This is a genomic window from Collinsella sp. TF09-1AT (assembly GCF_003436895.1).
Taxonomy (GTDB): Bacteria; Actinomycetota; Coriobacteriia; order Coriobacteriales; family Coriobacteriaceae; genus Collinsella.
In genome coordinates this window covers 191,803-207,605 of record NZ_QSRC01000002.1, presented here as the reverse complement: position 1 = coordinate 207,605, position 15,803 = coordinate 191,803, and the positions used below count along the sequence as shown (strand labels likewise).

General features: G+C 59.4%; 11 protein-coding genes. 2 read left to right on the top strand and 9 right to left on the bottom strand.

What is annotated here, in order from left to right; genetic code table 11:
- The first annotated feature begins 443 nt into the window (after positions 1-443).
- Positions 444-3,443: a BTAD domain-containing putative transcriptional regulator gene (locus DXC90_RS02600; RefSeq protein WP_117734639.1), complete on the top strand. Its 3,000-nt coding sequence runs from the start codon at positions 444-446 to the stop codon at positions 3,441-3,443.
- A gap of 70 nt (positions 3,444-3,513) precedes the next feature.
- Here DXC90_RS02600 and DXC90_RS02595 read toward each other — a convergent pair whose 3' ends face one another.
- The 9 genes from DXC90_RS02595 to DXC90_RS02560 all read right to left on the bottom strand — a co-directional run bounded on the left by DXC90_RS02595 (position 3,514) and on the right by DXC90_RS02560 (position 13,115).
- Positions 3,514-3,813 (bottom strand): YhbY family RNA-binding protein, encoded by a 300-nt coding sequence (locus DXC90_RS02595; RefSeq protein ID WP_006234690.1) that lies wholly within the window; start codon positions 3,811-3,813, stop codon positions 3,514-3,516.
- A gap of 158 nt (positions 3,814-3,971) precedes the next feature.
- Positions 3,972-4,688 carry a methyltransferase domain-containing protein gene (locus DXC90_RS02590; RefSeq protein ID WP_233502114.1) on the bottom strand — a complete coding sequence of 239 codons (717 nt, stop codon included), beginning with the start codon at positions 4,686-4,688 and terminating at the stop codon, positions 3,972-3,974.
- A 5-nt stretch (positions 4,689-4,693) separates the two neighbouring features.
- The gene (locus tag DXC90_RS09570; RefSeq protein WP_199406600.1) at positions 4,694-4,858 is read right to left on the bottom strand and encodes a hypothetical protein; all 165 of its coding nucleotides are present in this window, start codon (positions 4,856-4,858) and stop codon (positions 4,694-4,696) included.
- A gap of 317 nt (positions 4,859-5,175) precedes the next feature.
- The gene (locus DXC90_RS02585) at positions 5,176-6,540 is read right to left on the bottom strand and encodes a PFL family protein (protein WP_117734638.1); all 1,365 of its coding nucleotides are present in this window, start codon (positions 6,538-6,540) and stop codon (positions 5,176-5,178) included.
- Positions 6,541-6,648: 108 nt separating this feature from the next.
- The gene (locus tag DXC90_RS02580; protein ID WP_233502113.1) at positions 6,649-9,216 is read right to left on the bottom strand and encodes a homocysteine S-methyltransferase family protein; all 2,568 of its coding nucleotides are present in this window, start codon (positions 9,214-9,216) and stop codon (positions 6,649-6,651) included.
- Positions 9,206-10,222 (bottom strand): DUF4928 family protein, encoded by a 1,017-nt coding sequence (locus DXC90_RS02575; protein ID WP_117734637.1) that lies wholly within the window; start codon positions 10,220-10,222, stop codon positions 9,206-9,208. The genes DXC90_RS02580 and DXC90_RS02575 overlap by 11 nt, the downstream gene beginning before the upstream one ends.
- On the bottom strand, positions 10,182-11,342 hold the full coding sequence (locus DXC90_RS02570; protein ID WP_117734636.1) for a DNA cytosine methyltransferase: 1,161 nt from the start codon (positions 11,340-11,342) through the stop codon (positions 10,182-10,184). Before DXC90_RS02570 ends, DXC90_RS02575 begins: the two co-directional genes overlap by 41 nt.
- A 109-nt stretch (positions 11,343-11,451) precedes the next feature.
- On the bottom strand, positions 11,452-12,243 hold the full coding sequence (locus tag DXC90_RS02565; RefSeq protein WP_117734635.1) for a hypothetical protein: 792 nt from the start codon (positions 12,241-12,243) through the stop codon (positions 11,452-11,454).
- On the bottom strand, positions 12,243-13,115 hold the full coding sequence (locus tag DXC90_RS02560; protein ID WP_117734634.1) for a methylenetetrahydrofolate reductase: 873 nt from the start codon (positions 13,113-13,115) through the stop codon (positions 12,243-12,245). Before DXC90_RS02560 ends, DXC90_RS02565 begins: the two co-directional genes overlap by 1 nt.
- A 497-nt stretch (positions 13,116-13,612) precedes the next feature.
- Between DXC90_RS02560 and DXC90_RS02555 the strand changes: the two genes are divergently transcribed.
- A complete protein-coding gene (locus DXC90_RS02555) occupies positions 13,613-15,700 on the top strand; it encodes a glutamine synthetase III (protein ID WP_117734633.1) in 2,088 nt (695 codons plus the stop codon).
- Positions 15,701-15,803 lie beyond the last annotated feature (103 nt).

The following is a 15,803-nucleotide window of genomic DNA, read 5'->3' as shown; positions in this document are numbered from 1 at the left end:
ATCCTGCACCTCGACATAGCCTTGCCTAAGGCCTCCGCATTGCGGGGGCCTTTTTGCTATCCCTTTCCGCCCACTTGACCAAGATTTTGCCGCAAGCTTGACGAATGCTGGATGCCCAACAGCTTGATTCATCCCATACCATATTCTATGCAAAAATGCCACTAAAAGGTCGTAGACGGTAGCGGGTGCTAGGCGAGTTGAATGACATGGCTGAACCTTGTTCATTTACGTTACACTGCCGCTTAGATGGGACAAGCTGACAAGCTCATTTACCTGCTTAAAGACCGATTAGTCGGGGGATTAATAACAATCTGCCCTTGCTGTACAAAAACTTGCCGCTTGCGTACCAAAAGACAACCTAAAGCACAAGGTCGCTCTATTCATAGCGCGGCCTGTATGGTCTTGCGGTTACAGTGTCCATACGGTCGAGTTGAGGAGTGGGCATGGTAAACGATTTGAGCAGTATAGACGACCTCGAGCTGATGCCGCTGAGCGGAGGCTATATGGTGCGCCGCGAACGCTTGATGAATGAGCTTATAGCCAAGGGCCGAAAGGCCGGCATCGTGGTTCTTTATGCGCCCGACGGGTTTGGGAAGACCTCGGTGCTGCTGCAGTACACCCATGAGGTTAAATGCGACCCGACGCGAGGCCCCGTGCGGATTATCGAGGCCGATCGCGCCATTGGGCGCGAGGTGTTTATGCAGCTCGAGGTGGTTACCGAAGAACTCAAAGACAAACCGCACTCCCTTATCGCGATTGATAATGTGCCAAACCTCGATCAGCACGATACCGAAGACCTCATCGACAGGATTCGCGGCCTGCGCTCTATGGGGGTAGGGGTCTTTATCTCCTGCCGTCCTTCAAATCGTCAGCTGATTCACGGGCTGGGCGATTCGGTTAAGATCAATGCGCAGATGCTCAAGGTGCATGCCTATGAGTATTCGGCGTGGGCATCGGCGTTTTCGATCAGCACGTCGCTCGACTTTTATCAGCTCACGCAGGGCGTGCCCGAGCTCGTTTCAGCATTGCAGACGGGTCTTTATGGCCAAGGCGACGTAGCCGGTCTGCTCGAAAACGAGATTGTCAACGTATATGGCGCGGCACTTGCCGATCTGGCTTCGCTCGACAATAATGCGCTGTTTTGCGTGGCATGTCTCATGATTTTGATGGGCGAGGGCAATATCGCAGAACTCGAGGCTTGTGGGGTGAGGCTGTCGATGGTCGACCAGTCCTACTTTGTACGCGACTACCCGATCTTTGGCTTGGACCCCGCCGAGCGGAGTTTTACGTGTCTGGGTACGGAGGATAACGGACGCTTGCGTTTGCGTAAGTTGGTGGCCGAGGTTCGCCCCGAACTTGTTCCGAGGGCGGCCCGGATTTTGCTTAAGGCGGGCCGATGCGATGCGGCGATGGGCCTGGCGGACGCCTTTTTGGACCGTGATGCGGTCCTTGAACTTGCTGGTCAGTATGGGGTCGATCTTGCTCTGACGGGGCACGGGGCCGATATCTGCCGAGCGGCGTTGGGCACGATCGATGTCGACGATCCGGCTCCAGAGCCAACGCCTGCCGAGGCGCTTGGCGTATATCTGGCAGCGGTCAGCGTGTCCAATACAAAGCTCGCTCGCTATATGGCATCGGTTATCGAGCGCGGGGGCGAACGGGCGGCCTGCGAAATAGGCCCTGTTTCATGGAGGGTGGCCCAGACACTGACGGCTGTTTGCTATGGGGACAACGGGCTTGGGCTTCCTGCGAACCTGGCCGTGCCAGAAATCGAGGCATCCCATACTGCACTCGATATGTTGTCCGCGCATATCGAGGTCAAGCGCTGTCTGACCGAGCGGGGAGATGACGGCGGCGTTCTACAGCGGCTCAAAACGAGCAAGGCCTACGACTGTGAGCTCGACATTGCGGGGATTGTTACACGGGCCGATAGCATGCTGGTGGAGCTCTTTGATGGGTCGTTCGCGGGAACCGACGAGCGCGACGACGAGATGACGGTGGTGCGGGAGGCGCTCGACGTACGTGGGCTTAAGGCGATGGCTATCTGGGTGCGTATGGTGTTGGCGGCACGGCGGCTCCTTTCCGGCTTGCCGGTAACCGACGACGCGGCGTTCAACGAGCTCGATCGTTTTGCCGTGCGCATGCGCGACAACCAGATTCAGCTGTTTGGCCTGTTGCTAGAAGGCTGGCAGTCGCTGGCAGAGGGACGGCCGGTTAATGCAAAGTTCCGTGCGGTCCAAGTGCTCAAACTTGCCGAGGAGTCGATTGCGTACATGCGCGATAACGCATTGCTGCTGGAGCGCGCGGCGTATCTGCGTAACACCTCGATGGTTTCGGTGCGCGAGGAAGCGGAGTTACTCGATATAAGCCAGACACAGGTTGGTGGAGCGGAGGCCTGGATGGTGGCGCTGCATTTGGCCTGTGCGGGCCGAGACAGCGACCTTGCGGCCTGGATGTCCATGAATCGTGCGGGGATTCTAGAGCCGTCGTATCGGCTCTTTGCGCGCCTTGCCATGCATTGTCTGGGCGAGCCGGCGGCCAGGATACGCAAGAAGCTTCCCGTGCGAGAGCTGTCGCGGTACTCGCTGCGCGACGATTTGGAAGGGGAGGGCGAGCGCCTGTTCCAGGCCAGCGAGGTTGAAGCCGTTGATACCATCGACCATATCGAGATTCGCATGTTTGGTGCGTTTCGCGCCGAGCGCGACGGGTTTCCCATCACGGACAAAATGTGGCGCCGCAAGAAGGCGGCGACGCTTGCCGAGCGGCTTGCACTGGGCATGGATGCGCTCGTCGACCGCGAGACGCTGGCAATGGAGCTGTGGCCCCATGCCGAGTTTAATAGCGCCCGTAACAACCTGTACTCGACGATATCGCGCTTGCGGTCGGCTTTGGGACCGACGCCGGATGGCAAGTCGTGTGTACTCATCCAAAATGAATGCATCGGACTCAACGGCGACTACGTCAAGACCGATGTGCGGCTGTTTGACCAGATAAGCCGTGAGGTTTTGGGAAATCGTACGGGTGCGCGCGGGCCCCATTTAGTTGAGCTGTGCCTTAAGATTGAGCAGCTTTATGCCGGACCGCTGTATGTTCCCAATGGCTGTAATCCAACCTACTTTTTGCGTATGCGACGCATTATGCAGTCAAAGTACATCGATTGCATGATTAAGGGAGCAAATGCCGCTCTAGAAGAAAACGATCTGCAGTCGGCGATTTGGCTGGCGGAGTCGGGACTTCGGCAGGAAACGGCGCGTGAGGATATGGTGCGCTGTGCCATGCGTGTCTACAGCGCGGCGGGGCGGAGGCGCGATATCGTCGAGCTGTACAGCGGGCATATGCACCATCTGAGGGAGCAGGTCAATGGCGTACCCGAGCCCGAGACGCGGCGTCTATATGAGCGCTTGGTGGAGGATCGGCTCAACCGCGTGCTGGTCGAGCGATAAAAAAACGGGCGCCCGAAGTACTTGGGCGCCCGTAAGCTTGCTATGTGTTGGCTCGCCGGATCATTGGCTCTTAGACGAGCTTGATCTTCTCGATATCCTTGCGCGAGGACTCTCGATACAGCGAGAACTTGCGGCCGATGACCTGGACGACCTCGGCGTGGCAGCGCTCAGCGAGCTCTTCGGCGGCCTCGCGGGCGGAAAGACTGGAGCCGTCCAGCACGGAGCACTTAACGAGCTCGTGCTTCTCCAGGTAGGCGACCGTCTGCTCGACGGTGCCCTCGTTGACATCGGACTTGCCGATGATGATGGCGGGGTTGAGGTGATGGGCCATGCTGCGAAGCTGCTTGACTTGGGCTCCTGTCAGTGCCATGGGTTCTCGCTTTCTATGTATGGGGCGCCCCGCGACGGGGCCTTAATCTACGTGAGCTGTCCCACGATAGCGCAGGAACGGCGCGGTGTGGAGTGCGTTTGCCCAGTTCGCAAAGAATGCGGATGCCGAGTGAGTGGGCGGTGCGGGCTGCGAACAGGCTATGAGCTGGGCGCAGAGACCGGCTCCCATGCAATAAACGCCCAACGAACCTTGCGGACATGATCGAGCATATAGCGCCCCTGCGGCACGCCCTTGGAGCCCGGCTCACCGGCATGGGGGTTCTCAATCATGTGTTGAGCGATGTAGTCGCGCAGGCGGTCGATCTTATCCTCGTTGCCATGCTCGAGCATACGGGAAAAATCCGCCACACCTGCTTCAAGGCTGTCGAAGGTATCGCGACGATGCGATTCAAAGTACGTGACCTGCGGCAGCGCACCCATCTGAATAAGGATATTTAAGGCATACACAAAGCCATTGCTGCAGGTAACCGAGGCGCCGATGGCGTTCATCAGGTGCAGATCATAGCGCGGGCTGGAGTTGGCGACCATCGTGACGGCACAACGCCGACGAGCCGTACGATCAAGCTTGGCAAGCGCACCTTTTAGATTAGTCGTCGTAACCGACCGACTGGCAAAGGCAACATCCACCGCCTTTGCGACCGGTCCAACCAAATCCCAATCATCATCCCAAGCAAGCTCAAGCGGCGTAATGCGATTCTCGAGCCCATAGTACTCAATGCCAGCATCAAGCGTGCCCAACATAGCAGGGGAGAAATCAGCCGCAATCACAGGATGCCCAGCCTGAGCAAGCGGAATAGCAATCGACCCAGCCCCACATCCCATATCCAGCACCGACTCGCGGGGCTCAAGCGCCAATAGCTTTATAAAATCCCGGGCATACGGAGCAGTCTCAAGTGGCCGAAAATGCCAAGCTCGCTTATCCCATTCAAAAGAATCATCAGCCCGCCGCCGACTAGCTTGCAAGCGCACCATTCGCCATTCCAATCCGCGGAAAGCAGCTCAGAATGAATCAAATCATCAGCCACGGGCCATTTCCCCTCACAACAAAAAAGCGACTCCTCCCAAAAGAAGAGCCGCAACCAGCATATATCAGAAAGAACCGATCCAACGCCAAACCGCCACACCAGCCTAGTGGTGCAGGAGCGAAGCAACTGCAACCGGGATAGAACCCAACTGAGGTCCCGTTGTGCGGGAGCCCCGGGGAGGGCAAATATATAAGGTCGATCGCGAGTTCCGCACGAGCCGGAGAGCACTTAATGTGCTCTCCGTGCGAGTCAGGACTGTTCGAGCAGGCGACCTTATATATTTGCCCTCCCCGGGGCTCCTCGCCCGAACCCCTCAGCTAGTTCTTCAGCGAGTTCAGCGGTGCCGGGAAGCGTCCACCGCGATGGGCAAGCACGGTGCCGGCGTTGGGGTTCACCGGCATGATGGGTGCACGGCCGAACAGGCCACCGTACTCGACGCAGTCGCCCACGCCCTTGTCGATGGCAGGGATCACGCGGACGGCCGTGGTCTTGTTGTTGATGACGCCGATGGCCATCTCGTCGGCGATGATGCCGGCGATGGTCTCGACCGGGGTGTCGCCGGGGATAGCGATCATGTCCAGGCCGACGGAGCACACGCAGGTCATGGCCTCGAGCTTCTCGAGCGAAAGCGCACCGGCCTCGACGGCGGCGATCATGCCGGCATCCTCGGACACGGGGATGAAAGCGCCGGAGAGACCACCCACGCTGGAGCTGGCCATGACGCCGCCCTTCTTGACGGCATCATTGAGCATGGCGAGGGCGCAGGTCGTGCCCGGGCCACCGCAGGTGCCCACGCCGATGATCTCGAGGATGCGCGCGACGGAGTCGCCGATGGCAGGCGTGGGAGCCAGCGACAGGTCGACAATGCCTTTCTCGACACCCAGACGATGGGCGGCCTCGCGGCTCATGAGCTCGCCGGCGCGGGTGATCTTAAAGGCGGTCTGCTTAATCTTCTCGGCGACCTCCATCATCGATGCGGAATCGGGCAGCGTCTCCAAGGCTGCGGCCATAACGCCGGGGCCCGAGACGCCTACGTTGATGACGGCGTCGGCCTCGCCACCGCCGTGGACGGCGCCCGCCATAAACGGGGAGTCCTCGACCATGTTGGCAAAGCAGACAAACTTGGAGGCGCCAACGGAATCCTGGTCGGCCGTGAGCTTGGCGGCGTCGATGATGGTCTGGGCGGCCATGAGCACGGCATCCATGTTGATACCGGCGCGCAGGCTAGCGACGTTGACGCTGGAGCAGACGCGGCTGGTGGTAGCGAGCGCCTGGGGGATTGACTGGATGACGCGGCGGTCGGCGTCGCCGATGCCCTTCTGGACGAGTGCGGAGAAGCCGCCCAGGTAATCGATGCCGAGCGTCTCTGCCGCGCGGTCGAGGGCATGCGCGATGGGGGTGAGGTCCTCATCCTTGCAGCACGCGGCGATCTGCGCCACCGGGGTGACGGAAACGCGCTTGTTGACGATGGGGATACCGTACTCGCGCTCGAGGTTCTCGGCGGTCTCGACCAGATGTTCAGCCGTGTGCGTCACGTGGTCGTAGATCTTCGTGCACATGCGGTCGAGGTTCTCGTCACCGCAACCCATGAGCGAAACACCCATGGTGATGGTCCTGATGTCGAGGTTCTGCTCCTCAACCATGCCGCGGGTTTCCGCGATTTCTGCGGGCGTGATCGCCATCCTTGCGCTCCTATCTGCCAAAACGAGCATAGTCTTTTCTATTCTAACGTGCCGCACGTGCCAAGTGGCGCGTGCGGCACGTTTTGGTGCGGGGTTGTTTCCGTTGTGTTACCGCCCAAAGACCTCTTCGGCGATACGGGCGCTTTCGGCGGCGTCCTTGGCGTAGTAGTCCGCGCCGATCTGCTTGGCGTATTCGGGGGTGAGTACGGCGCCGCCTACGATGATCTTGACGTCCGGCACCTCGGCATGAAGCAGCTTGATGGTCTCTTCCATGGCCACGACGGTGGTGGTCATAAGCGCCGAGAGGCCGACGAGTTTGATATCGCGCTTCTTGACGGTCTTGAGTACCTCCTGCGGATCGACGTCGCGGCCCAGGTCAAAGACGGTGTATCCGTAGTTGTCGAGCAGCATCTTAACGATGTTTTTGCCAATATCGTGGATGTCGCCCTTGACGGTGGCCACGCAGATCTTGCCCTTGTCGGCAATCTCGCCGGCGGGCATCAGGCGCTTGATGGTGTCGAAGCCCACGCGTGCGGCCTCGGCCGAGGCCATAAGCTGCGGCAAGAAGAACTTGCCCTGGTCAAAGAGGACGCCAACCTCGTCGAGGGCGGGGATAAAGTGATTGTTGATGAGGTCCATGGCGTCGTGGTCTGCCAGCAGACGCTCGGTCTCGGCGGCGATCTCGCCTTTGCGGCCCGAGACGACCATGCGACGAATCGGGTCGTCGTTGCCGTCGGTGCCGGCGGTGCCAACAGCGGGCGCAGCGTCGGTCGATACCGCCTGGGCCGCCGCCGGGTTCGCGGCGATCTTGTACGGATCGGTCCAGCCGGCGTAGCGCTCGATGTATCCGGTCGAGCCCTCGTCCTCAACGCTCAAGACGCGATAGCTGTAGACGGTATCCATAAAGCGCTTGGAACCCGGGTTCATGATGGGGGCGTCCAGGCCAGCGCCAAAGGCGGCAGCCAAAAAGACCGAACCCAGGAGCGGCCGCGCGGGCAGGCCAAAGCTGATGTTCGACACGCCGAGCGCGCATTTGACGCCCAGGCGCTCCTTGCACAGGGACATGGCGCGCAGGATCTGCTCGGCCTGGCGCTGGTTGGTTGAGGCGGTCATGACCAGGCAGTCAATGAGAATACGGTCCGGTCCGATGCCGTAGCGGGCAGCCTCGGCCACGATGCGCTCGGCGATGGCGAAGCGGGCCTCGGCGGTATCGGGGATGCCGCCTTCGTCGAGCGTGAGGCCGACAACGTTGGTGCCGTAGTGGGCGACCAGCGGAAAGATCTCATTCATGATCTGCTGCTTGCCGTTGACGGAGTTGATGATGGGCTTGCCGGCATAGCGGCGTACGGCGGCCTCGACGGCGGCGGGATCGGTGGAGTCGATCTGCAGCGGCAGCAGCGTGGAGCCTTGGAGCTGCTCGGTGGCCTGTTGGATAATCTTGACCTCGTCGATCTCGGGCAGGCCCACGTTGACGTCCAGGATGTCGGCGCCCTGCTCCTGCTGGCTGATGCCCTGGCTCACGACGTAGTCCAGGTCGCCGTCGCGCAGCGCTTGCTGTAGGCGCTTTTTGCCGGTGGGATTGATGCGCTCGCCGATGACGGCGATCTTGTGGCCGTCACAGGGAAGGTCCACCACGGTCTGGGCGCTCGTGACCGACATGCTGGGCTTGCGGTGACGCGAGCTGGGCGTGTGGTTGTCGATGAGCGTGCGCAAGGCGGCCATGTGCGTGGGCGTGGTACCGCAGCAACCGCCCACGACGCTCACGCCGTCCTCGATCATGCCGGCGACGGCCTCGGCGTACTCGGGGGCCTGGACATCAAAGACGGTGTTGCCGTTGTCGTCCACGCGGGGGAGTCCCGCATTGGCCTGCACCATAACGGGCTTGTCGGTAACGGTGAGCATGCGTTCGGCGAGCCCGCGGAGCTCGGCCGGTCCCTGACTGCAGTTGATGCCCAAAACGTCGGCGCCGATGGCGTCGAGCGTGATGGCGGCGACCTCGGGGCTCGTGCCCAGGAAGGTGCGTCCGTCTTCCTCAAAGGTCATGGTGGCAAAGACGGGCAGGTCGGAGTTCTCGCGGCAGGCGAGGACTGCCGCCTTGATCTCGGCCAGGTCGGTCATAGTCTCGATAATAAAGAGGTCGACGCCCGCAGCGACGCCGGCGTGCACTTCCTCGGCAAAGAGGTCGTAGGCCTCGTCAAAGCTGAGGGTGCCCAGGGGGCGCAGCAGGGCGCCGATGGGGCCGATGTCGCCGGCGACGTAGCGGGCGCCGGCCTCGCGGGCGCAGGTGACGGCCGCGGCAAAGACGTCTGCCACGGTGGCAGCACCGTCGAGCTTGTGGGCGTTGGCGCCAAAGGTGTTGGCGGTGATCACGTCACAGCCAGCCCCGACATATTGACGTTGGATATCGGTGATAACCTGGGGCTCCTCAAAGTTGAGCAGCTCGGGCAGAGCGCCCGCCTTCATGCCGGCGGCCTGCAACATGGTGCCCATGCCGCCGTCAAACAGCAGGTGCCCCGTGCCCTCGATGGCCGCACGCAGGCGTTCATCCTTAATGTGCAGGTCGTCGATCGTGCGCGTCTTGTACGCGGCGCCGTTGCAGCGCGCAGTATTGACAGGTGCCGCCAGTGCAGCGCCGTCAGAATCATGGGTGATAAGTATGTTTGAGCTATTCGCCATGTGCGTCCATTTCGTCTAGAGCCCACTGAGGGATTTCTATTTGTAGGGATTTGTCGGGCTCGATGTCTTCGATTCGTTTGTTGTAGTAGACAAGAAGTCGTGCAACATTTAATCGAATTAGGCTTCGCTTGTAGAACGATAATTCTTCAATATTGATGCCAATAAACGATTCGAGCGCGATAACCTGTACGCAATCGCCGAGCCCCTCACTTTCGAACAGTCCGTAAGCGAAGGAAACTTTATTGCGGGGGACAACAACGATGGGCCGAATGCCATTTCGAATGTTATCTCGGCATCGATCGGTCAATTTGGCCATCGGCGATACAGTTACATGAAATGCAGCATCATTGATTTGGAAATCGCCAGAACGGTCAGTCTGCTGGTCAGCAGCGTTTGAGTTGTCCTTTCCGATTTCTATGGTTGGAAATAACATTTCAAGTTTTGCACCTACCAGGTGCTGTGCGACCGTGCCTGTTGGTTTATCGGATCGCAGGCTTGCTTCGGCCAGGATATCTTCGACAATGGCAGAAATTGGTTTTTGAAGATCGATTTCGACTTTGATTCTCTGCCGGTTGAAGAAGTCGACCTGGATACGCTCGACGAAGAAGTTGGCGATTGCATTCGCAGCTTCAAGACGAGCGTCTTCACAAGTGTCGCTGGGCAGGGTAGAGTTGATGATCGCGGCAAGCTCAAGCGCCATTGGAAGCGTGCCGCGTGAGGTCCTGCCGCCTTCTGATGCGAAGGCGCGCGTTTCCCCATGTCTGGCTAAAACTGTTTTGATGCATGCCCCACTTAGGCCTCGTACTTGGCTCCCCTTGTCCGATTGCACGTAATCGTTGGTGAGCGGGAAACGGTTTTGCAACAGCTCGCTTATGCCTATGCCAACCGCCATGACGTTGCGGTTGACATTGCCTCGCTTGTTTCGCTTGGATTCGTACCAGAGCTCAATGGCATTCAAGACGTTTTTATTGGGCTCGCTCAAGGAGTAATTTGCCATTTCCATCATCGCTCACTCCATTCCTTGAAGACATTAACGCGGGCTTGACTGCATTTTTTATAAGCCAGGTGACAACTGGCACGGCAACTGCATCGCCGAATGCATAACGAATCTGAGCATCCGAGAAGCCGCTAAATTGATATGAGCCGGCACCTTGGAGACGAGCATATTCAGTTCCAGTCATCCAGCGAACTTTTAACTTTCCGTTTTCGCATATAACGACTGCCTGTCTTGATGAGCCGCCGCGAGCCGTTCTTAGGCATCCGGCAATTTCCTCTTCGCGGATTTCCCAGCGTACAACGCCCGACCGCGTGCGACGATAAGCAGTGCGAACAATTTTTGCACTGGCATTTAAGAAGCGCTGAAGGCGATCTTCTTGATGTGGCGCAAGTGAATCGGTAAATGCTTGCACTTGGTTCTTGTCCCACCAACGCTTGTCGTCCTCGGGAATATTTTCAACTACCGTTGCGAGGCCTGTCATGCGAAGTGGACTCGGCTCGTTTAGGTGAGAGATGTGTGTAATGAGCGAAGGGTCGGAGTGAATCCAGGAGACCTTTTCAGGTCGAAGCGAGGAATCGAGTCGGCTGTTGGGAAGGGGATTTTTTAATCCGACGACAAACATGCGGGGGCGAGACTGGGGAAGCCAGTGCCGTGCGTCGATAAAATAGGCATCGCATGAATAGCCCAATCGATTAAATTCCTGGCAAACGAGTCTAAAGTCATCACTGTTATTAGACGTCGCAAGGCCGATGACGTTTTCGAGAACAATTGCCCGCGGGGCGCGATCGCCCATTCCTTCGATGGCCTTAATAAAGCCAAAGAACGCACTAGACTCTTTGCCAGAGATAAGCCCCTCCCGGTTCCCCGCGAGAGATAGGTTTGTGCAAGGGCTTGATGCCCATGCGATGTCGGCTTGGGGTATCAGGTCGGGATCGAGTGCGTGGACATCCTGCTCGACTAGATGTTCATCGCCCCAACGCTGGCTGTACATGGCGCATTTAGTATGGTCTATGTCGTTTGCCCAGATTGTTTTGATTCCGGCTTTTGCCATGCCGGCACGAGCCAGGCCAATGCCTGAAAAAAACTCAAGCGCGGTAAGTTGTGGCGAGAACTGCAGAATGTTGTGCATGTACTGGCTTTCAGATAGTTGTTATTTGGCCTCTTATGGTACTTGTTTGCGAGGACATCTGCTTACAAACGGATGCGATTCCCTCGATACCGAGCCATCAATTGACATTTTATTCAGAATACGAATAGCAGGTGGTGTGGGCGGCGCGGAAGCGGCAGTGTTCGCGCATACGGCAGATATTGCAGGTGGGGCGGGTTTGGGCGTCGTGGACTTCACCGTCGAACAGGCCAATCACCGCGGTCACGCTCTTGGTGGGCATGAGCAGGCTGGTGGGTGTGACGGTGAGTCCAATGAGGCGCGTGGCGTTGAGCGCATCCACGATCGAGCGCTGAGCCGAGAGCGGGCAGTCGCCGTAGCCGGGGCTAAAGCGCCAGTTGCCGGCGAGTCCGTGTGCGGCAGCCGCAGCCTTGACCTGCTGGTCCATCTGCTCAACGGCTGCCTCAACATATGCCGAGCATGCGGCGTCGAGCACGGCACCTTCCAGAGGCTGCTGGGCTCCGGTGGTGCGCAGACGGCGCTCGGCGGCCATGCCGAGGGTGCAGGCCATCAGCGCGGCCATGCGGGCGTCCTTAAGGTGGCGGTAGATATCGCGACCCCGCAGCTCGACATTGGAGCCAACCAGGCGGATACAAGGTTCGCCCTGCTCGTCGACGCCCGTGGCATCGACGGCAAAGACGCGACGTACACCGCGTGGCTCGATATCCAACTCCAGGCGCTCGACCACAAGCTCAATGCGTTGCGACAGTTCGGGCTCGATCTGCTGGCCGCCGTAGCCCAGATAGCGAAGCATCTCGGCGCGATCGACGCGGGGGTGGTGGGCAGCATCGACACGGTAAAGCGCCACCGACGAAAGGTCGGCCGGCACTTCGACAGTGGTTGTATCGATGTGCGGTTTTTCCATTACCCCAGGCGCTCCATAATGGTCGCGGCGATTGCAGGACGGTTCATAGTGTACAGGTGCAGACCGTCGGCGCCGTGCTCCTTGAGGTCGCAAAGCTGGCGGGCGGCATAATCCACACCGGCTGCCTGCAGGCTCTCGGGGTCGTTCTCGTACTTGGCGAGGATCTTGATGACGGGGGAGGGCAGCGACGCGCCGCACATAAAGACCATGCGGCTGATCTGCGACTTGCCCATAAACGGCATGATGCCAGCGGTGATGGGCACGGTGATGCCCGCCTTGTCGGCTAGCTCGCGGAAGCGGTAGAAGCACTCGTTGTCAAAGAAGAGCTGGGTCACAAAGAAGCTCGCGCCGGCATCCTGCTTTTGCTTGAGGTGCTCGACCGAGAGGTTAAGGTCCTCGCAGGCGATGTGGCCCTCGGGGTAGGCTGCGGCACCCACGCAAAAGCCGGCGTCGACAAGCTCGGGGATGAGGTCGCGGGCATAGGCGTAGTCGGAAGCGGGCTTGTCGTCCTCGGTCGCGCCGGCGGGAAGGTCGCCGCGCAGGGCCAGCACGTTTTCCACGCCGGCGCTGCGATACTCATCGATCTTGGCGGCGATATCGGCATGCGTGCGGCCGACGCAGGTGAGGTGCGCCACCGAGGGCGTATCGAATTCGCTCGCAATCATATGCGCGATGGGGGCGGTGGTGGCGCCGTTGCCCGAGCCGCCGGCAGAGCAGGTGACCGAGACAAAGCTCGGCGAAAGCTTGCACAGACTGCCTGCCACCTTGCGAGCCGTATCGAGGGTGAGCTCGCCCTTGGGCGGGAACATCTCAAACGAAACGGGCACGGTGCCCAGGGATGCCGCCTGCTTAAAAACCTCGTCGACGCGCATATCGTGCTCCTTTAGATACTTTAGTGCGATGTGTTGTAAGGATTCTACAGCACCGCTGCGCCACGCTGGAGTTTTACTTGCCATTTGGGAATACCAATCGAAGATGCTTCGCTATCGTCATTCCCTATAACAACGTAGCTCATTTGGGACGTGCCTCTATAGCCATCAACCAGTTGCCCAGGGTAGTCTTTTTGGGACGGGGCTTTTTTAGCTACCCTATGTCAAATATTGCCTTGAGCTTCGAAGATACCGGATGGGTAGCTAAAAAAGCCCCGTCCCAAAAGACTACCCTTAAACCATGCGGGGAGGTCTGCAATTTATGCAGTTCGTTGGCTGTTGAGGGTGGTAATAATCCTGTGTTGCTGTAACCTCATTGATTGGTTTCGTGACAGCAACATAACGGTAATGTCGCGGAAACACGGCGAGTCTAAGCTAAGGCTCGTTCGTTAGTAATCAACACCGCTTCTCACGCGGTGCCGATACGAAGGGAGTTCCGTATGGCCGAACTTACTGACCGCTTCGGGACCATGGTGTTCTCTGAGGAAGTCATGAAGGACTGCCTCCCCAAGGACATTTGGAAGCGCCTTGCTGCAACCCTCGAGGGCGGTGAGCCGCTCGACCTAGATGTGGCCAACGCCGTTGCCCATGCCATGAAGGTCTGGGCCATCTCCAAGGGTGCTACGCACTACGCGCACTGGTTCCAGCCGCTTTCGGGCATCACTTCCGAGAAGCACGACAGCTTCCTCGAGCCTAACCACGACGGCACCGCCATTACCAAGTTTACGGGCAAGAACCTCATCCAGGGTGAGCCCGATGCCTCCAGCTTCCCCAACGGCGGCCTGCGCGCCACCTTCGAGGCCCGTGGCTACACCGCTTGGGATCCCACCAGCCCCGCCTTTATCAAGGACGATGTCCTGTGCATCCCCACGGCTTTCTGCTCCTACACGGGCGAGGCCCTGGACAAGAAGACCCCGCTGCTGCGCTCCATGACCGCGCTCTCGCGTGAGTCCAAGCGCGTTTTGGCGCTGTTCGGCAAGACGCCAAAGAAGGTCGTTCCTTCCGTGGGCGACGAGCAGGAGTACTTCCTGATCAAGAAGGACGCTTACCGCAAGCGCAAGGACCTGGTCATCACCGGCCGCACCCTCTTTGGTGCTGCCCCCTGCAAGGGCCAGGAACTCGAGGAGCACTACTTTGGCGCTATCCGCCCCACTGTCTCGGCCTATATGAAGGATCTGGACGACGAGCTGTGGGCGCTCGGCATTCCCGCCAAGACCAAGCACAACGAGGTCGCTCCCTGCCAGCATGAGCTCGCCCCCGTCTACGGTGAGGTCAACGAGGCCATCGACCAGAACTTGGTCATGATGGAGAAGATGAAGCTCATCGCCTCCCGCCACGACCTGGTCTGCCTGCTGCACGAGAAGCCGTTCGAGGGCATCAACGGTTCGGGCAAGCACAACAACTGGTCGCTTGGCACCGAGTCCGAGAACCTGCTCGATCCGGGCGACACCCCGCTCGACAACCTGCAGTTCATCGTCTTCCTCACCGCGGTGATCGAGGCCGTCGATAACTATCAGGAGCTCCTGCGTGCTTCTGTTGCCTCGGCCGGCAACGACCATCGTCTGGGCGCCAACGAGGCTCCTCCGGCGATTATGTCCATCTTCCTGGGCGACCAGCTTACCGAGGTTGTCGAGAAGATCATCGATGGCAAGGCTTCCGTCCATGCCACGCGCGGCGTGCTCGACCTGGGCGCCGATACCCTGCCCAAGCTGATGCAGGACAACACCGATCGCAACCGCACCTCCCCGTTTGCCTTCACCGGCAACAAGTTCGAGTTCCGTGCCTGCGGCTCCGAGCAGAACGTCTCCGACTCCAACCTGGTGCTCGATGCCGCCGTGGCCAAGTCGCTCAAGTCCTTCGCCGACGCGCTTGAGGGCACGCCCGAGGATAAGTTCCAGGACGCCGCGCTCGAGTACTGCAAGAAGGTCCTGACCGATCACCAGCGCATCCTGTTCTCTGGCGACGGCTACTCCGATGAGTGGCCCGTTGAGGCCGAGAAGCGCGGCCTTGCCAACAACAAGACCACGGCCGATGCCCTGCCCGCCTTTGTTTCCGATAAGGCCATTGCGCTCTTTGAGGAGACGGGTGTCCTGACCAAGGCCGAGGCTCAGTGCCGCTACGACTGCAAGCTCGAGAAGTACAACAAGCTCATGAACATCGAGGCCACCACGATGGTTCGCGAGGCACGCCGTACCTATCGCCCGGTCATTACCGCCTATGCCACCAAGGTCGCTAAGGGCCTTGAGGCTATCCGTGCCGCCGGCGCCGAGGCCGCCATGCAGTGTGAGCAGAACACGCTCAACAAGCTCTGCAACGGCATCACTACCATCAACGACTCCATCAAGGCGCTCGACGCCGTGCATCAGAAGGCCGAGGCCCTCGATGGCCAGGAGCAGGCCAACGTGTACGCTCACGAGGTTGTTCCCGCTATGGATACGCTGCGTGCCGCCGTGGACGCCATGGAAGAGATCGTGGCTGCCGACTACTGGCCGGTTCCGACCTACGATGACATTCTGTTCTACGTGTAACAGACACGTTTGATTTTGCGCGCGAAGGGGGTCTCGCCTGTGCGAGGCCCCTTTTTTGCTGCTCAGATCTATTATGGACGTGCTGCCGGGCAAGCGTTTCGTG